16 protein-coding genes and 1 pseudogene are annotated in these 16,385 nt (G+C 67.0%); 9 read left to right on the top strand and 8 right to left on the bottom strand.

Going from position 1 to position 16,385, the window contains the following annotated elements; all coding sequences use genetic code 11:
- The first annotated feature begins 13 nt into the window (after positions 1–13).
- From earP to J2739_RS19875, 4 genes are all read left to right on the top strand, one after another.
- A complete protein-coding gene (earP, locus tag J2739_RS19890) occupies positions 14–1,084 on the top strand; it encodes an elongation factor P maturation arginine rhamnosyltransferase EarP (protein ID WP_309904782.1) in 1,071 nt (356 codons plus the stop codon).
- A 135-nt stretch (positions 1,085–1,219) separates the two neighbouring features.
- Complete coding sequence (gene efp / locus J2739_RS19885) at positions 1,220–1,774, top strand: elongation factor P (protein ID WP_309904780.1); 555 nt, start codon at positions 1,220–1,222, stop codon at positions 1,772–1,774.
- A 60-nt stretch (positions 1,775–1,834) separates the two neighbouring features.
- Positions 1,835–2,611, top strand: coding sequence for a crotonase/enoyl-CoA hydratase family protein (locus J2739_RS19880; protein WP_309904778.1), 777 nt, complete (start codon positions 1,835–1,837; stop codon positions 2,609–2,611).
- A gap of 74 nt (positions 2,612–2,685) precedes the next feature.
- Positions 2,686–3,552 carry an LOG family protein gene (locus J2739_RS19875; RefSeq protein WP_309904776.1) on the top strand — a complete coding sequence of 289 codons (867 nt, stop codon included), beginning with the start codon at positions 2,686–2,688 and terminating at the stop codon, positions 3,550–3,552.
- A gap of 122 nt (positions 3,553–3,674) precedes the next feature.
- On the opposite strand, the gene J2739_RS19870 is transcribed toward J2739_RS19875, so the two are convergent.
- The 5 genes from J2739_RS19870 to pncB are packed head-to-tail and all read right to left on the bottom strand — an operon-like array spanning position 3,675 to position 9,857.
- A complete protein-coding gene (locus tag J2739_RS19870; protein WP_309904775.1) occupies positions 3,675–4,835 on the bottom strand; it encodes an MFS transporter in 1,161 nt (386 codons plus the stop codon).
- Between the two features lie 34 nt (positions 4,836–4,869).
- Positions 4,870–6,219, bottom strand: coding sequence for a DNA recombination protein RmuC (locus tag J2739_RS19865; RefSeq protein WP_405053916.1), 1,350 nt, complete (start codon positions 6,217–6,219; stop codon positions 4,870–4,872).
- 7 nt (positions 6,220–6,226) lie between these two features.
- Complete coding sequence (locus J2739_RS19860) at positions 6,227–7,213, bottom strand: 2-hydroxyacid dehydrogenase (protein WP_309904773.1); 987 nt, start codon at positions 7,211–7,213, stop codon at positions 6,227–6,229.
- A 2-nt stretch (positions 7,214–7,215) separates the two neighbouring features.
- Positions 7,216–8,646: a sodium:proton antiporter gene (locus J2739_RS19855; RefSeq protein ID WP_309904771.1), complete on the bottom strand. Its 1,431-nt coding sequence runs from the start codon at positions 8,644–8,646 to the stop codon at positions 7,216–7,218.
- Entirely contained in the window at positions 8,643–9,857 is a 1,215-nt protein-coding gene (pncB, locus tag J2739_RS19850; protein ID WP_309904769.1) for a nicotinate phosphoribosyltransferase, read from the bottom strand. Before pncB ends, J2739_RS19855 begins: the two co-directional genes overlap by 4 nt.
- A gap of 188 nt (positions 9,858–10,045) precedes the next feature.
- Between pncB and J2739_RS19845 the strand changes: the two genes are divergently transcribed.
- Together J2739_RS19845 and J2739_RS19840 are read left to right on the top strand one after the other, a co-directional pair.
- Entirely contained in the window at positions 10,046–10,279 is a 234-nt protein-coding gene (locus J2739_RS19845; RefSeq protein ID WP_309904767.1) for a CsbD family protein, read from the top strand.
- 31 nt (positions 10,280–10,310) lie between these two features.
- Positions 10,311–10,733, top strand: a complete 423-nt coding sequence (locus J2739_RS19840; protein ID WP_309904765.1) for a hypothetical protein — start codon at positions 10,311–10,313, stop codon at positions 10,731–10,733.
- Between the two features lie 63 nt (positions 10,734–10,796).
- On the opposite strand, the gene J2739_RS19835 is transcribed toward J2739_RS19840, so the two are convergent.
- Positions 10,797–11,234, bottom strand: a complete 438-nt coding sequence (locus tag J2739_RS19835) for an acyl-CoA thioesterase (protein WP_309904762.1) — start codon at positions 11,232–11,234, stop codon at positions 10,797–10,799.
- Positions 11,235–11,446: 212 nt separating this feature from the next.
- A pseudogene (locus J2739_RS19830) lies at positions 11,447–11,726 on the bottom strand (histone deacetylase); the annotation flags it as partial.
- Positions 11,727–11,902: 176 nt separating this feature from the next.
- Here J2739_RS19830 and J2739_RS19825 point away from each other — a divergent pair.
- On the top strand, positions 11,903–12,463 hold the full coding sequence (locus tag J2739_RS19825; protein WP_309904760.1) for a phasin family protein: 561 nt from the start codon (positions 11,903–11,905) through the stop codon (positions 12,461–12,463).
- Between the two features lie 143 nt (positions 12,464–12,606).
- Entirely contained in the window at positions 12,607–13,365 is a 759-nt protein-coding gene (locus tag J2739_RS19820; RefSeq protein WP_309904758.1) for a 3-hydroxyacyl-CoA dehydrogenase, read from the top strand.
- Between the two features lie 29 nt (positions 13,366–13,394).
- Here J2739_RS19820 and J2739_RS19815 read toward each other — a convergent pair whose 3' ends face one another.
- Positions 13,395–14,303: a YihY/virulence factor BrkB family protein gene (locus J2739_RS19815; RefSeq protein WP_309904756.1), complete on the bottom strand. Its 909-nt coding sequence runs from the start codon at positions 14,301–14,303 to the stop codon at positions 13,395–13,397.
- Between the two features lie 83 nt (positions 14,304–14,386).
- Between J2739_RS19815 and dnaG the strand changes: the two genes are divergently transcribed.
- Positions 14,387–16,267 (top strand): DNA primase, encoded by a 1,881-nt coding sequence (gene dnaG, locus J2739_RS19810; protein WP_309904754.1) that lies wholly within the window; start codon positions 14,387–14,389, stop codon positions 16,265–16,267.
- The last annotated feature ends 118 nt before the right edge of the window (positions 16,268–16,385 follow it).

The following is a 16,385-nucleotide window of genomic DNA, read 5'->3' as shown; positions in this document are numbered from 1 at the left end:
AGAGTATCCCGCGATGCGATGGGACATTTTCTGCAAGGTCATCGACAACCTCGGCGATGTCGGCGTGTGCTGGCGCCTGGCGTGCGCGCTCGCGGCCGACGGCGGCACGGTCCGGCTGTGGATCGACGACCCGTCGGCACTGGCATGGATGGCGCCACGGGGCCATCCCGATGTACGCGTGGTCGCCTGGACCGCCGCCGGCGCCGCGCAGGAGGCCGACGCCGCCCCGCCGCCCGACGTGCTGATCGAGGCCTTCGGCTGCGATCCCGCGCCCGAGCTCGTTGCACGCTTCGCGCAGCCGGCACCTCCGGGCGCGGCGCGGCGCGTATGGCTGAACCTCGAATACCTCTCGGCCGAGCCTTATGTCGAACGCCTCCACGGCCTGGCCTCGCCGGTGTTCAAGGGCCCGGGCGCGGGCTTGACCAAGCACTTCTTCTACCCCGGCTTCACCCCTTCGACGGGCGGCCTGATGCGCGAAGCCGACCTGGCGGCACGCCGCGAGCGCTTCGACCGGGCCGCCTGGCTTGCCAGGCAGAACATCCCCTGGAACGGCGAACGCCTGGTCTGCCTGTTCTGCTACGAGCCGCCCGCGCTCGACGCGCTGCTGGCCCGACTCGAGCACGCGGGCGAACCCACCCGCCTGCTGGTGACCGCCGGCCGGGCATCGCGCGCCCTGCCGCCAGGGCCGGCCCGGCGGGGCGCCCTGTCCATCGACTGGCTGCCCCACCTGACCCAGACCGACTTCGACCACCTGCTGTGGGCGTGCGACCTGAACTTCGTGCGAGGCGAGGATTCGCTGGTGCGCGCCCTTTGGGCCGGCGCTCCTTTCATCTGGCAGATCTATGCCCAGGACGACGACGCCCACCACAGCAAGCTGGACGCGTTCCTGGACTGGATGGAAGCCCCGCCCGCTCTGCGCCGCCTTCATCACCTCTGGAACGGAATGGCTGCGGGCGAGTTGCCGGAGATCGGCCCGTCGGCGCTCGCACACTGGCGGGCTGCCACCGCCGCAGCACGCGATCGCGTCCTCGCGCAGGATGGCCTTCTGGAGCGCTTGCGGAGGTTCGTCGTCCAAAAAAGTTAGAATTGCGGGCTTTGCGGATTTCCGGCCAGGCTCCCAAGGGCCCTGCCGCACTCATCCGCTGAACCCGCCGCGGTGAATGTGTCGAGGATCCAGCCCACCGACACACCGAGCGGCCAACATCCAGAGACCCTGATTATGAAAATCGCTCAAGAAATCCGCGCCGGCAACGTGATCATGCACGGCAAGGACCCGATGGTCGTGCTCAAGACCGAATACAGCCGCGGCGGCCGCAACTCCGCCACCGTGCGCATGAAGCTCAAGAGCCTCATCGCGAACTTCAACACCGAAGTGGTGTTCAAGGCCGACGACAAGATGGAGCAGATCGTGCTCGAAAAGAAGGACTGCACCTACTCCTACTTTGCCGACCCGATGTACGTCTGCATGGACAGCGAATTCAACCAGTACGAGGTCGAGGCAGAGAACATGGGCGACGCGCTCAACTACCTCGAAGACGGCATGCCGGTCGAAGTGGTGTTTTACGACGGCAAGGCCATTTCCGTCGAGCTGCCCACCAGCGTCGAGCGCGAGATCACCTGGACCGAGCCGGCCGTCAAGGGCGACACCTCGGGCAAGGTGCTGAAGCCAGCAAAGATCGCCACCGGCTTCGAAGTCCCCGTGCCGCTGTTCGTCTCCCAGGGCGACCGGATCGAGATCGACACCCGTACGGGCGAATACCGCAAGCGCGTCTGAGCGGCTGCCCCGCCGGCGTCAAAGGCTCCTTCGGGAGCCTTTTTTGCGTACGCTCCAGCCATGAACAGCCCTTCCGTACGCACCGAGATCGATGGCCCGGTCAGCACCATCGTCATGAGCCGCCCCCGGCAGCGCAACGCGGTGGACCGCGACATGGCCGAGCGGCTGCGCGAAGCCTTCGAGCGCTTCGAAGCCGACGACAGCCAGCGCGTGGCGGTGCTCTGGGGCGAGCACGGCGTGTTCTGCGCCGGCGCCGACCTCGGCGCGATGAACGATCCGGGACGCCGCAACGAGCTCGACCCGGAAGGCGGCGGCACCGGGCCCATGGGCCCCACCCGCATGGCCTTGGCCAAGCCGCTGATTGCGGCCATCAGCGGCCACGCGGTGGCCGGCGGCCTGGAGCTCGCGCTGCTGGCCGATCTGCGGGTGGCCGAAAGCAGCGCCGTGCTCGGCGTGTTCTGTCGCCGCTTCGGCGTGCCGCTGATCGACGGCGGCACGGTGCGGCTGCCGCGCCTGATCGGGATGGGCCGCGCCTTGGACCTGATCCTTACCGGCCGCCCGGTGGCGGCCGACGAGGCGCTGGCGATGGGCCTGGTCAATCGCGTCGTGCCCGAGGGCACGGCTCGCGCGGCCGCCGAGGCGCTGGCGCGCGAGCTGGCCGCCTTTCCGCAGCAATGCATGCTGGCCGACCGCGCCTCCGTCCACGCCCAATGGAACCTGCCGCTCGCGGAGGCGCTGCGGCAGGAGGGCCGGCTGGGAGTGCCCCTCGTTGCAGCGGAGGGTGCCGCGGGCGCCGCCCGTTTCGCCGCAGGCGAGGGCCGCCACGGCCGCTTCTGATGCCGCGCCTCCTTTTCATCCCGGGCCCGGATCCTGCTGCGCGCACAATCCGAGACTCGCCCTGACGACAGACCATGCCCAACAACGCACACGACCTCCATAACAAGCGCCTTGCCGACGCCTGGGCCACCCTCCAGTCCCATGCCGACAAGGGCCTTCCGCTCCACGCCGACCCCTCGCGGCTTGCCTTCGCCGACCCCGAGTTCCTCCTGCGACGCGAGACGCGCGGGCTGCGCATGCAGCTCGAGCTGATGAAACCCGACCTCGAAATGCGCGCCCACGGCATCGAGAACACGGTGGTGGTCTTCGGCAGCGCCCGTTTTCGCAGCGAGGAAGAATCCGGCGCCCTGATCGCCCAGGCCGACGCCGCCGGCGACACGGTGGCCGCCGCGCGCTGGCGAAAGCTGGCGCGCAGCTCGCACTACTACGAGAAGGCGCGCGCCTTCGGCAAGCTGGTGGCCCAGTACAGCGACGACAAGGACCCGGAGGACAAGCTCTTCGTCGCCACCGGCGGAGGCCCCGGCATCATGCAGGCCGCCAACCGCGGCGCTTACGAGGGCGGCGGCCTCTCGGTCGGCCTGGCGATCGCGCTGCCGATGGAGGAGGAAGCCAACCCCTACGTCACCCCGGCGCTGAGCTTCAAGTTCCATTACTTCGCCATCCGCAAGATGCACTTCATGATGCGGGCGAAGGCGCTGGTGGCCTTCCCGGGCGGCTTCGGCACCCTGGACGAGCTGTTCGAGGTGATCACACTGGTCCAGACCCGCAAGGCCCGGCCGGTCCCCATCGTGCTCTTCGGCTCGGACTATTGGAAGCAGCTGATCAACTTCGACTTCCTGGCCGAGGAAGGCGTGATCTCGCCGGAAGACGTGAAGCTCATCGAGTACGTCGACACCCCGCAGGACGCCTGGGCAGCGATCAAGCGCTTCTACAAGCTCTGAGCCGACAGGCGGAACCCGCCCGCTCGAAGAATCTCTCCAGGCCGTTCGGGAGGCGGCGGCACTCGGCGGTGCACCTGCGGCCCCAGCGTCGCGACGCCGCGCGCCCTGCGCAGGGGCCGCGCTCAGGCCTTCAGTCCCCAGACCGCCCGCGTCCCGAGCGCCACCACGCCCCCCGCCAGCCAGAACACGCCGCCGATGCCGATCAGCGCGCCGATCGAGCCGAACAGCATCGGCATGGCGACGCTGGAGGCGTTGATGGTCATCAACCGCAGCCCGAGCGCCTCGCCGTGCCGCGTGTGCGGCGTGATCTGGTGCAGCATGCTCATCACCATCGGCTGCACCGCCCCCAGCGCGAAGCCGAGCACCACCGAGCAGACGGCCATTGCCGGTGCCGACGACAGCAGCGGATAGACCGCGAACACCATGGCCGTCACCACCGATGAGGTGGCGATCACGCTGCGCTCCGACGCCCGCGCGGCCGCCAGGGGCAGGACGATGCGAATCACGGCCGCCGCGATGGCGAATGCACCGAGGATGGACCCGATGACCGAGGCGCCCAGCCCGCGCTCGTGACCCAGGATCGGCAACAGGAAGGCGTGCACGTCCCAGCTGGAGGACTGCAGCCAGTTCACGAACAGCAGGCGCCGGAACATGGATTGCCGCAGCAGGTCCCAGGCACGCGGCCTGGCACCGCCATCCATCGTCGCGACCGGCGGGAGCTCCCGCGTGCGGCGCGCGAAGAGCCAGCCCGCCAGCGGCAGCAGCGCCAGCACGGCGAAGGCGACGCGGAAGCCCGTCAGGTCGGCCGGACTGCGGCCCGCATGGTCGATCAGCAGGCCGGCGCAGAAAGGGCCGACGAAGTTGGCGACCGCCGGCGCGATCGCCAGCCAGCTGAACACCTGCTTGAGCTGCACCGGGTTGCTCGCGGCGCGTCCGACATGGCGCTGCAAGGCGATGACGGCTGCGCCGGTGGCGCCTCCCGTCAGCAGCGCGGACAGGCACATCACCGGGAACGACGGCAGGACGGCCGCCAGCGCAGCACCCGAGGAGGCGGCGATCACCGCCAGCATCAGTGGCCGCTTGAGCCCATGCCGGTCGGCAAAGCGCCCGGCCGGCAGTGCGAGGAACACCTGGGTGAGCGCAAACAGCGCGATCAGCACGCCCACCGCGGCCGCGCTGTAGCCATGCTGCAGCGCCAGCAAGGGGGCACCGAGGCGCATGCCGGCCATGGCCGCATGCAGCAGGATCTGCGCCGCGATCAGACGCAGCAGCTCCGAGGTCATCGGCTGGCTCCCCCCCGTGGCGGCCGGGCGCCGTTCACGTGCCCAGTTCGCCGTCGTCGGCGCCCGGCAGAAGCGCCTGCGACTGCGCCTCCGGCAGCGCCTCGACCTTGCGCAGCGCCAGGCGCATCTGCTTGGCGCGGGTATCGGCCTTGTCGAGCGTGTCGGAAGCCTTGGCCACCTGCTCCTTGATGCGCGCCACCCATTCGCCATAGCGCTCGAACTCGGTCTTGACGGCGCCGAGCACCTTCCACACCTCGGAGGCCTGCTGCTCCAGCGCCAGCGTGCGAAAGCCCATGTGCAGGCTGTTGAGCATCGCCAGCAGCGTGGTCGGCCCCGCCAATGTGACGCGGTGCTGGCGCTGGATGGCGTCCATCAGTCCGGGGCGGCGCAGCACCTCGGCATACAGGCTCTCCACCGGCAGGAACAGGATCGCGAAATCGGTGGTGTGCGGCGCAGCCAGGTAGTTCTCGGCGATCGAGCGGGCCTCGCTGCGGATGCGCGCCTCCAGCGCGCGCGCCGCGAGCTCGGCGGCGCCGGCGTCGATGCGCTCGTGCGCATCGAGCAGGCGCTCGTAGTCGTCGCGCGGAAACTTGGCGTCGATCGGCAGCCAGACCGGCGCGCCGTCGGTGCCGCGACCGGGAAAGCGGATCGCGAAATCCACCCGCTGGCCGCTGCGTGGCTTGGTCTCGACCTGCCGGGCGTACTGCTCGGGCGTGAGCACCTGCTCGAGCAGCGCTTCGAGTTGCACCTCGCCGAACACGCCGCGCGTCTTGACGTTGGTCAGCACGCGCTGGAGGCTGCCGACGCCGACGGCCAGCGTCTGCATCTCGCCCAGGCCCTTGTGCACCTGCTCCAGCCGGTCCGCCACCTGCTTGAAGCTTTCGCCCAGGCGAGCCTCGAGCGTGCTCTGCAGCTTCTCGTCGACGGTCTTGCGCATCTCGTCGAGCTTGGCCGTATTGCTTTGCTGGAGCTGCGCCAGCTGGGTCTCCATCGTCGCGCGCACCTCGGCCAGCCGCCGCGCGTTCGATTCGGCCAGCCCCTGCAGCTGGGTGTTCAAGGTATCGGCCAGCGTCTTCTGCAACAGGCTCAGCTGCTGCGCAAAGGCGTCGATCTGGGCGTTCTGCGTGCGGATGGCCTCGGCCCCCTGCTGCACGAGCGCCTGCTGGAAAGTCGCAAAGGCCTGGCTCGTCTCCTGCCGCGCGCCGCGGGAGGACTCGCCGATCTCGTGCCGCAGCTCGCGCTCGATGCGCTCGTTAGCCGCGCCCAGCGTGGCAACCAGTGTGCTGTGGTCGGGTGCGGGCGGCTTGCGCAGCAGCAGCCAGAGCAGCAGGAGGACATTGAAGGCAGCGAGGCCGATGAGGACCCAGGATTCCGGCAAAGACATGGCAGGTCTACTTGCCTCCCAACACCGCGGGATTGAGCGGTGTGACCGGCTTGCCGTGGACCAGGAAGCCGACCAGGTTGTCCGCCGCCAGCTCGGCCATCGCGCGCCGCGTCGGGATGGTGGCGCTGGCAATGTGCGGCGTGAGCACGACGTTCGGCACCTCGAGCAACGCGGGATGCACCTTGGGCTCGCCTTCGAACACGTCCAGGCCCGCCGCCGAGAGTCGCTTTTCACGCAGCGCCGCCGCCAGCGCCGCATCGTCGACGATTCCGCCGCGGGCGATGTTCACCAGTGTGGCGGTCGGCTTCATCAGGGCCAGCTCGGCGGCACCGATCGTATGGTGCGAGGCAGGCGAATACGGCACCACGAGCACGACGTGGTCGGCTGTCTTCAGCAGTTCTTCCTTGCCCACGTAGCTGGCCTTGCATTCGGCCTCGAGCTGCGCATCGAGCCGCGAGCGGTTGTGGTAGATCACCTTCATGCCGAAGCCATGCGCGCCGCGCCTGGCGATGCCCTGCCCGATGCGACCCATGCCGATGATGCCCAGCGTGGCGCCGTGGATGTCGGAGCCGGCGAACATGTCGTAGCTCCACTTCTGCCACTTGCCGGCGCGCAGGAAATGCTCGCTCTCCGTGATGCGGCGCGCGGTCGCCATCAGCAGCGCGAAGCCGAAGTCGGCCGTGGTCTCGGTCAGCACGTCGGGCGCATTGGTGGCGAGCACGCCGCGAGCGGTCATCTCATCGACGTCGAAGTTGTTGTAGCCCACGGCCATGTTGGCGCAGATCTTCAGCTCCGGGCAGGCCGCCAGCACCTCGGCATCGATGCGCTCGCTGCCGGTGGTGAAGGCGCCCTGCTTGCCGTGGAGCTTCTGGATCAGCTGCGGCTTGCTCCAGGTCTGGTCGTCCTGGTTGGACTCGACCTCGAAATGGGCTTCCAGCCGGGCGATGGTTTCGGGAAAGACCGAACGGGCGACGAGGATCTTGGGTTTGCTCATGATCAGCGGAAGAAGATGAAGGTGGAGAGGATGAACAGCGGCACCAGGAAGGCACCCGACCACACCATGTAGCCGAAGAAGCTCGGCATGCGCACACCCCGGCTTTCCGCGATGGACTTGACCATCAGGTTGGGCGCATTGCCGATGTAGGTATTGGCCCCCATGTACACCGCGCCCGCCGAGACAGCGACCAGGGTCGCAGCATGCGTGCCCATGAGGATCTGCGCATCGCCGCCAGCCGTGTTGAAGAACACGAGGTATGTGGGCGCATTGTCGAGGAAGGAGCTCAGCACCCCGGTGGCCCAGAAGTACATGGCCGGATCGGGCTGGCCGTCAGGCCGCGTCACGAGCGAGACGACCGCGCCGAAAGGGCCGTGGATGCCCGCCTTGAGCATCGCGATCACCGGGATGATGGTCAGGAAGATGCCCGCGAAGAGCTTCGCCACTTCCGCCATCGGCGCCCAGCCGAAGTGGTTGTCGGCATGGACCTTCGGCGCCGTGATCCGAAGCGAGAGCAGCGTGATGGCGACCAGCCCGGCATCGCGCACGAGGCCGGGAAGCCCGAGCTCGGTGCCATGGATGTCGAAGCTGACGGGCGACTTCCAGATGCCGCTCGACAGCACCAGGACGATGATGCCGCCCAGCAGCCAGAAATTGACCGCGCCTTCGAAGCGGATGCCTCGCGTGTCGGGCGTGGGATCGAAAGGCAGCACGCCTTCCTTTCGGTAGTACCAGCGGTCGAGCGCATGGAACAGCGCCAGCAGCACCCCGACGACGAACAGGGTCTCCGGCAGGATGTTGCGCGCCGTCCAGAAGAAGTCCACGCCCTTCAGGAAGCCGAGGAACAGAGGTGGATCGCCCAGCGGCGTGAGCGAGCCCCCCACGTTCGACACGATGAAGATGAAGAACACGATCACGTGCGCCCGGTGGCGGCGGTTGTCGTTGGCGCGAATCAGGGGGCGGATCAGCAGCATGGAGGCGCCGGTCGTGCCCATCAGGCTCGCGAGCAATGCCCCGATCGCGAGGATGGCGGTGTTCAGCCTCGGCGTGCCGCGCAGGTTGCCGCGGATGTGGATGCCGCCCGCCACCGCGAACAGCGCGATGAGCAGAAGGATGAAGGGGATGTACTCGGCCAACAGCGCATGCAGGAGCTGCGCGCCCGCCAGTCCGGCGCCATGGATGGCCGCGAACGGCAGCAAAAAGGCCAGCGCCCAGGCGGCCGACACCTTGCCGACGTGGTGGTGCCAGAAGGACGGCGTCAGGAGCGGCATCAGCGCGATGGACAGCAGGAGGCCCGCAAAGGGCAGCCCCCACCATGGCGACAGCACGCGGCCGTCGACTTCGGCGGCGAAAGCCAGGGTGGGCGTGAGGGTGGGCAGTGCGGCAGCAGCCAGCAGGCGAAGGCGTCGGGGGACGTGCAACGACAGGCTCATGCGATCGGCTGCGCAATCTCGAAGACCTGGCGCAGGTAGGCCAGGTAGCGCTCGTCGTCGCACATGTTCTTGGAAGGCGTGTCGGACAGCTTGGCCACCGGCTGATCGTTGCAGCGAACCATCTTGATCACGATCTGGAGCGGCTCATAGCCCAGGTCGTTGGTGAGGTTGGTGCCGATGCCGAAGGCCAGCTGACAGCGGCCCCGGAACTGCCGGTAGAGCTCGATGGTGCGCGGAACCGTGAGGCTGTCGCTGAAGATCAGCGTCTTGGTCTGGGGATCGACGCGGTTGGCGGCGTAGTGGGCCAGCATGCGCTCGCCCCACTGGAAAGGATCGCCGCTGTCGTGCCGCGCGCCGTCGAACAGCTTGCAGAAGTACATGTCGAAATCGCGCAGGAAAGCGCTCATGCCGTAGACGTCCGACAGCGCGATGCCGAGGTCGCCCCGGTATTCGCGCGCCCAGCACTCGAAGCCGAAGACCTGGCTGTCGCGCAGTCGCGGACCCAGCGCCTGGCAGGCCTGGAGGTACTCGTGCGCCATGGTGCCCAGCGGGATCAGGCCGAGTTTCATGGCGTAAAGCACGTTGCTGGTGCCGGCGAACTGCGGCGGCTTGTCGACGTTGCGCTGCGACGGGGAGGTCACCGGACCGAGCCGCGCGCTCAAAGTGCGCAGTACCTCCTCGTGCCAGTCCTTGGAGAAGCGGCGGCGGGTGCCGTAGTCCGCGATCTTCAGGTCCTGCAGCCCCTCCCCCTGCAACTGCGCCATCTTGGTCTCCAGGCGCCGCCGGCCCTCGGCGAAGTCAGGGTGCGGCCGGGTGTTGCGGAAGTAGACCTCGTTGACGATCGCCAGCACGGGAATCTCGAACAGGATGGTGTGCAGCCAGGGCCCAACGATCCGGATATCGAGCTCGCCCGAGGCCTTGGGGACGATGTCGATGTACTTCTCGTTGAGGCGGAACAGCCCGAGGAAATCGACGAAGTCGCTCTTGATGAAGCGCATGGAGCGCAGGTAGCTCAACTCCGCATCCCGGAACTGCAGCGAACACAGGTGGCGGACTTCCTCGCGGATCTGTGCGGCGAACTGCGCCAGGTCGATTCCCGGGTTTCGGCATTTGAAGCGGTACTCGACGCGAGCGCCGGGGAAGTGGTGCAGCACCACCTGCATCATCGTGAACTTGTAGAGGTCGGTATCGAGCAGGCTGTGGATGATCATGATGCGGCGCGCTGGCGTCCGGTTTCTGCGTGCGCCCGATTATCACGGGCCGCGTCGGCATGTGCCTACGGACCGTTCCCCGGGCGTCCTACCGCGCGCTTCAGACCCGCACGCCAGAGTTGTCTCACGCCGGCCATATGCAATGGGTCAGCGACATAACCAACCTCTCATCTGAAGGAGATCGGTCGATGAACAAGGACACCATCGAAGGCAATTGGAAGCAGCTCAAGGGCAAGGTCAAGCAGCAGTGGGGCAAGCTGACCGACGACGACTTCGATGTCATTGCCGGCAAGCGCGACCAGCTGCTCGGACGCATCCAGGAAAGACACGGAATCAGTCGCGATGAAGCAGAAAGGCAGGTCAAGGACTGGGAAAACCGCGACGGCCGCACGCCGGACGCGCTGTGGTTCGAGAAGTACTGATTCCGGCAACCTCACATCAAAGGAGAATCTCATGAAGAAGAATTTGCTCATGCTCGCGATCGCCTCGTCGTGCCTGGTGGCCGCGCAGGCCAGCGCGATGACCCACGACGAATACAAGGCCGCGAAGGAAAAGATCGAGGCCAACTACAAGATGGACAAGGCCAAGTGCGACCCGCTGAAGGGCAACGCCAAGGACGTCTGCGACAAGGAAGCCAAGGGCAAGGAAAATGTCGCCAAGGCTGAACTCGAGCAGCAATACAAGCCCAGCGACTCGAACGCGCGCAAGGTCGAGGAAGAAAAGGTGAAGGCCAATTACGAGGTCGCGAAGGAGAAGTGCGACGACCAGAAGGGCGACGCCAAGAGCGCCTGCGAAAAGCAGGCCAAGGCTGACGAAACCAAGGCCAAGGCCGAGATCAAGAACATGATGAAGCCCGCCTCCACCAAGACGCAATAAGAGCCAAGTCCGGCAATAGCCAAAGCGGCGTCCACCAGACGCCGCTTTTTCTTTGCGCGGGTCTTAGCCGCGCAGCTCGTCGACGACGGCCTGCAGTGCCGCAGAAAGCGTCACCGGCCGATGGGTCGTCCTGTCGACGTAGACGTGAATGAAATGGCCCTGGGCAGCCGCGGTTTCGGCGCCTTCGGCGAACAGCGCGATCTCGTATCGCACGCTGGAGCTGCCCGCATGGGCCACCCGCACACCGGCTTCCACCGTCTGCGGAAATGACAGCGGTGCGAAGTAATTGCACTGCGTCTCCACCACAAAGCCGATGGTGTCGCCGTGGTGGACGTCCAAGGCACCGCGCTCGATCAGCAGTGCATTGACAGCGGTGTCGAACCAGCCGTAGTAGACGACGTTGTTGACATGCCCGTACATGTCGTTGTCGGCCCAGCGCGTCGGGATGCTGCGGAAAACTCGGAATGCGCTGCGGTGGTGGGGGGTGGGTCTGGCGCTCATCGGGAGTGTGTGGGGCTCTGTCTGCGGTGCCGAGCGCATTCGGGTGCGGGCGGCGCTCATCGACGCCCTCTTGCTGGGGCATTCTGCCATCGCCCCCAGTCGTCGAAGGCCACGGGGAAAGTAGCGAGCTGCACCCGCACCGTCTCGGCAATGTCGCTGCCCGTAGCCGCTGGCCACCGCGAATAGCGTGACCACGCGGGTCTTGGCGAAAGTGCACCGACCGAGCGGCGCGAGCGCTCGACCATGGCTTCGCTCCAGGGAAACCCGATCTCACGCATGGCCTGCGCGTCGACACTGCCGTCGCTGATGGCTGCGATCCATTGCGGCGTGTGCGCCAGGGCGAGCTCGCCGTCGCTGGCGCGTGCCGCCTCCAACATCCGGACGGCGGGCAGGTGTTGCTCCATCTGCTCGCGCAGCAGTGGGTTGCGCCCCATCGGGCCGATGACCGGGCGGCAGCGGCAGGACGAAGTGGCCCGAATAAAAAGCACGCATCAGGAACATTGCCCGGGAGGGTTTTAGAAAGTCGCTTCTAAATTGCTGCAAAGCAGCAAAAACCTCTTGGAGAGCGCCAAGGCGCTGCCTATACTTCCGTCATGCTGCGCCGCAACATAAAGTCGAAGGAGCAGCGCACCGCGAACCCAACCCTTTCATTCAACTGGAGCTCCCACATGGCACTCACCGCTGACCAAATCATCGCCTCTCACAAGGCCAACGTCGAAACGCTGTTCGGCCTCACCACCAAGGCCTTCGAAGGCGTCGAGAAGCTGGTCGAACTGAACGTGACCGCTTCCAAGGCCGCCCTCACCGAAGCCGCCGGCACCACGCAAGCGCTCCTGAGCGTCAAGGACGCGCAAGAGCTGCTGGCCCTGCAAGCCGGCCTGTTCCAGCCCCTGGCCGAGAAGACCGCTGCCTACAGCCGCCACCTGTACGAAATCGCCCAGGGCACCGGCGCCGAATTCACGAAGGCTTTCGAGTCCAAGGCTTCTGAAGCCCAGCAAGCCTTCGTCGGCCTGGTCGACAGCGCTGCCAAGAACGCCCCGGCCGGTTCGGAAACCGCCGTCGCCGTGATGAAGAGCGCCGTGGCCGCCGCCAACAACGCCTTCGAATCGGTCCAGAAGGCCGTGAAGCAAGCCACGGACGTGGCCGAAGCCAACTTCCAGGCCGTTTCGACGACGGCCGTGAACGCCGCCAAGAGCACCGCTCAAACCGCTGCCCGCAAGCGCGCCTGATCAGCAACAAGCCCGCCTCGAGCGGGCGACGATTGTCTCCTTGGGTCCTTCGGGATCCAATTCAAGGGCCCCATCTTCGGACGGGGCCTCTTTTTTTGCGCTCTATGATCGCCCAACGAAGCATTCTTTGAGGAGCTGAGCACATGCAGATCGAGGGCAAGGTTTTCATCGTCACCGGCGGCGCTTCGGGCCTCGGCGAAGGCACGGCGCGCATGCTCGCCGCGAACGGCGGCAAGGTCGTCGTCGCCGACATGCAGGCGGACAAGGGCGAAGCGGTCGCCAAGGAGATCGGCGGCGTCTTCGTCAAGTGCGACGTGAGCCGGGAGGAAGACGGCCAGGCCGTGGTGGCCGCTGCCCAGAAACTCGGCAAGTTGGTCGGCCTGGTCAACTGTGCCGGCATCGCGCCGGCCGAGAAGACCGTCGGCAAGAGCGGCCCGCACGCGCTGGCCGTGTTCAGCAAGACCGTCACCGTCAACCTGGTCGGCAGCTTCAACATGATCCGCCTCGCCGCCGACGCCATGGCGAAGAACGAGCCCGAGGCCACCGGCGAGCGCGGCGTGCTGATCTCCACCGCCTCGGTGGCGGCCTACGAGGGCCAGATCGGCCAGGCCGCCTACAGCGCCTCCAAAGGCGGCGTGGTCGGCATGACGCTGCCGATCGCGCGCGATCTGGCGCGCAATGGCATCCGCAACATGACGATCGCCCCGGGCATCTTCGGTACGCCGATGCTGTTCGGCATGCCGCAGGAAGTCCAGGATGCACTGGCTGCCAGCGTGCCCTTCCCGTCGCGCCTGGGCACGCCCGAGGATTACGCAAAACTGGCGAAGCACATCATCGAGAACGATATGCTCAATGGCGAGGTGATCCGCCTCGACGGGGCCATCCGCCTGGCGCCGCGGTAGCCAGCCCGCTACCGTGGGACTTGGCCTCCCTAGCGGTCGACTTCTCCCTCACCCTCGATCCCCCCCAGGCCGCCGGTGCGCTCCAGGCGCTCGAATTGCGCGATCACCTGGGCGCCGAACAGCACGAGCGTGGCCGCGATCTCCAGGCTCAGCAGGACCACGATTGCCGTGGTCAGGGAGCCATAGACCACGTTCACCTGGGACAAGGTCGAGAAATACCAGACCAGCAAGCGGCGCGTCACCTCCCATAGCAGCGCCGCCGTGACGCCGCCCAGAAGCGCGTGACGCAGCCGCAGTCGACCGACCGGCATGACCAGGTACAGCGAAGTCAGCATGAAGATCTCGCCGCCCAGTCCCAGCAAGTACAGGAGCACGCCCGACACGCCGGACAGCGGCCAGCTGTAGCCGAACAGGTCCACGCTTTCCTGCCCGATCACCTGCAACGCGCCCGACACGAGCGTCACCAGCAGCAGCCCGACGCAGAGGCACAGGATGTAGATGTACGGCATCACCGCCGATACCAGGAGATGGCGCGAATGGTCCGCCTTGCGGTGGTGGAAGATCACCGCCATGGCGCTCTCGAGCACCGTAAAGGCGAGCGAGCTGAAGAAGATCATCGTGGCCACCAGCACCGGTCCCATCACGTCGCGATGGGTCAGGAAGTTGGACAGCTCCGCGACCAGCGCACCCGACTGCCCCGGCAGCAACCAAGCCAGGTAGCGTCCGACCGCGCCGAGAAGCGCTTCCTGATCGATCACGTGGGAGAGTGCGATCACACTCACGATCAGAAGCGGCACGATCGACAGCAGGGCGTAATAGGCCACGGCACCCGCGAGCAGCAAGCCCTGGTTGGCCTTGAAAGCTTTCAGTGCCTCCCAGGCGAACTTCAGCGGGTGGCGCAGCAGGGGTGCGGCGTGAAGGTAGGAACTGCGGATCATGCGGTGCCGTGTCGGTCCAGCCAGTATGCCGCCCGCCGGGGAGGAGTGGAGAGGCTTGCGTATGATTTGCCGTTCCCCTTGCCATGACAATACCCGCCTCCTTCATCCAGGAACTGATCGCGCGCGCCGACGTGGTGGAAATCGTCGGGCGGTACGTGCAGCTGAAGAAGGCCGGCGCCAATTTCATGGGGCTGTGCCCTTTCCATGGCGAGAAGTCGCCCTCCTTCTCCGTCAGCCCGACCAAGCAGTTCTATCACTGCTTCGGTTGCGGGGCGCACGGCAATGCCATCGGTTTCCTGATGGAGCACGCCGGCATGGGCTTCGTCGAGGCGGTGCACGACCTCGCCGGCCAGTACGGCCTTCAGGTGCCCGAGGACGACGCATCGCCGGAGGAGCGGGCTCGTGCGGCCGGACAGCGACAGAAGCAGGCCACTTTGTCCGAAGTGCTCGAAAAGGCGGGCGAGGCCTACCGCAAGCAGTTGCGCCAGTCCCCGGCCGCCATCGCCTACCTCAAGGACCGCGGCCTTTCGGGCGAAATCGCCCGGGAATTCGGCATCGGCTACGCGCCGCCCGGCTGGCGCACGCTGGCCGGCGTGTTTCCCGACTACGACGATCCGCTGCTGGCCGAGAGCGGCCTGGTGATCGCGGGGGAGGCCGACGAAAACAATGAAGGCAAGCGATACGACCGCTTCCGCGACCGGGTGATGTTCCCGATCCGCAACGTCAAGGGCGAATGCATCGGGTTCGGCGGCCGGGTGCTGGGCGACGAGAAGCCCAAGTACCTCAACTCGCCCGAGACACCCGTCTTCAGCAAGGGCCGCGAGCTCTATGGCCTCTACGAAGCCCGCGCCGCCTTGCGCGAGCGCGGCTATGCGCTGGTGACCGAAGGCTACATGGACGTGGTGGCCCTGGCCCAGCTGGGGTTCCCGAACGCGGTCGCGACCCTGGGCACGGCCTGCACCACGGACCATGTGCAGAAGCTGTTCCGCTTCACCGAATCGGTGGTCTTCAGCTTCGACGGAGATGCCGCCGGCCGGCGCGCTGCACGCAAGGCGCTCGATGGCGCCCTGCCCTACGCCACCGACGTGCGCAGCGTCAAGTTCCTGTTCCTGCCCGCCGACCACGATCCCGACAGCTTCATTCGCGAGTTCGGCGCCGACGCTTTTGCCCGCTTCGTGAACGAGGCCACGCCACTCAGCCGCTTCATGGTCGAAGTAGCCCGCGAGGGCTGCGACCTGGGCAGCGCCGAAGGTCGGGCCCACATGGCCAGCAATGCGCGGCCGCTGTGGAGCGCGCTGCCGGAAGGTGCACTCAAGCGGCAACTGCTCACCGAAATCGCGGAGCTGGTGCAGCTGAATGCCCAGGAGCTAGGCGAGCTGTGGCTGCCCCCCGGGGCGGCCCGCCCCGCCGGCTCCGTCGCGCGCGAGCGTCGCGAGGGCAGAGCCCGCCCGCGGGAAGACCGGTACGCGTCCCGCACTTCGTCCCCGCGCCCGCCCGCCCGCGGCCGCACCTTGCCGCCCGGCCGAGCCGATGTGGCCGCGCGCCTGCTGCTGTCGAACATGGCGGAATGGGAGGCGCTGCCTCACGAGCTCCATGACCTGCTGTGCGAGCTGCCCCGGGAGCACGGCCAGCTCTTCGCCTGGCTGGACAGCCAACTGCACGAACACGGCGTCCAGCCCTGGGCAGCGCTGCGCGAGGGTCTGCGAGGCCTGGATTTCGAGGCGCTGGCGCTGCGCGTCATGACAGGCCCCGACGGGGCCCCGGTCGGCGATGCCGAGGGCGAGCAGGCGGCGGAGACTGCGCGCGAGCTGCGCAATGTGCTCGATTTCATGCTGGACGAGCGGCTCAAGGCCCAGCAGAGCGAGGCGATCGCCGCCGTCGGCAGCGACCCACGTGCCCTGGAGCGCTACAAGGCCCTGGAAGCACGCCGGCTGGAGCTCCGCGCGCGCCTTCATCCGCGCTAGCGTGAACTTGCTTGAAAAATGCGCAGCGCGCTATAATGTAAGGCTTCGCAAACAAGCGAAATAGGCAAGAGCGACAGCAGCACCTCCGGGCCGACTCGATGCGCAACGCACTTTTCGA

The sequence above is a fragment of the Variovorax soli genome, from assembly GCF_031454625.1.
Classification (GTDB): domain Bacteria; phylum Pseudomonadota; class Gammaproteobacteria; order Burkholderiales; family Burkholderiaceae_C; genus Variovorax; species Variovorax soli_A.
The sequence above is the reverse complement of the archived record's forward strand: the minus strand, read 5'-3'. Positions and strand labels throughout refer to the sequence as shown.

What these genes read in the sequence shown, in the direction of transcription:
- earP (WP_309904782.1), top strand. Translation starts at nt 14, where the DNA reads ATGCGATGGGACATTTTCTGCAAGGTCATCGACAACCTCGGCGATGTC.
- efp (WP_309904780.1), top strand. Translation starts at nt 1,220, where the DNA reads ATGAAAATCGCTCAAGAAATCCGCGCCGGCAACGTGATCATGCACGGC.
- J2739_RS19880 (WP_309904778.1), top strand. Translation starts at nt 1,835, where the DNA reads ATGAACAGCCCTTCCGTACGCACCGAGATCGATGGCCCGGTCAGCACC.
- J2739_RS19875 (WP_309904776.1), top strand. Translation starts at nt 2,686, where the DNA reads ATGCCCAACAACGCACACGACCTCCATAACAAGCGCCTTGCCGACGCC.
- J2739_RS19870 (WP_309904775.1), bottom strand. Translation starts at nt 4,835, where the DNA reads ATGACCTCGGAGCTGCTGCGTCTGATCGCGGCGCAGATCCTGCTGCAT.
- J2739_RS19865 (WP_405053916.1), bottom strand. Translation starts at nt 6,219, where the DNA reads ATGTCTTTGCCGGAATCCTGGGTCCTCATCGGCCTCGCTGCCTTCAAT.
- J2739_RS19860 (WP_309904773.1), bottom strand. Translation starts at nt 7,213, where the DNA reads ATGAGCAAACCCAAGATCCTCGTCGCCCGTTCGGTCTTTCCCGAAACC.
- J2739_RS19855 (WP_309904771.1), bottom strand. Translation starts at nt 8,646, where the DNA reads ATGAGCCTGTCGTTGCACGTCCCCCGACGCCTTCGCCTGCTGGCTGCT.
- pncB (WP_309904769.1), bottom strand. Translation starts at nt 9,857, where the DNA reads ATGATCATCCACAGCCTGCTCGATACCGACCTCTACAAGTTCACGATG.
- J2739_RS19845 (WP_309904767.1), top strand. Translation starts at nt 10,046, where the DNA reads ATGAACAAGGACACCATCGAAGGCAATTGGAAGCAGCTCAAGGGCAAG.
- J2739_RS19840 (WP_309904765.1), top strand. Translation starts at nt 10,311, where the DNA reads ATGAAGAAGAATTTGCTCATGCTCGCGATCGCCTCGTCGTGCCTGGTG.
- J2739_RS19835 (WP_309904762.1), bottom strand. Translation starts at nt 11,234, where the DNA reads ATGAGCGCCAGACCCACCCCCCACCACCGCAGCGCATTCCGAGTTTTC.
- J2739_RS19825 (WP_309904760.1), top strand. Translation starts at nt 11,903, where the DNA reads ATGGCACTCACCGCTGACCAAATCATCGCCTCTCACAAGGCCAACGTC.
- J2739_RS19820 (WP_309904758.1), top strand. Translation starts at nt 12,607, where the DNA reads ATGCAGATCGAGGGCAAGGTTTTCATCGTCACCGGCGGCGCTTCGGGC.
- J2739_RS19815 (WP_309904756.1), bottom strand. Translation starts at nt 14,303, where the DNA reads ATGATCCGCAGTTCCTACCTTCACGCCGCACCCCTGCTGCGCCACCCG.
- dnaG (WP_309904754.1), top strand. Translation starts at nt 14,387, where the DNA reads ATGACAATACCCGCCTCCTTCATCCAGGAACTGATCGCGCGCGCCGAC.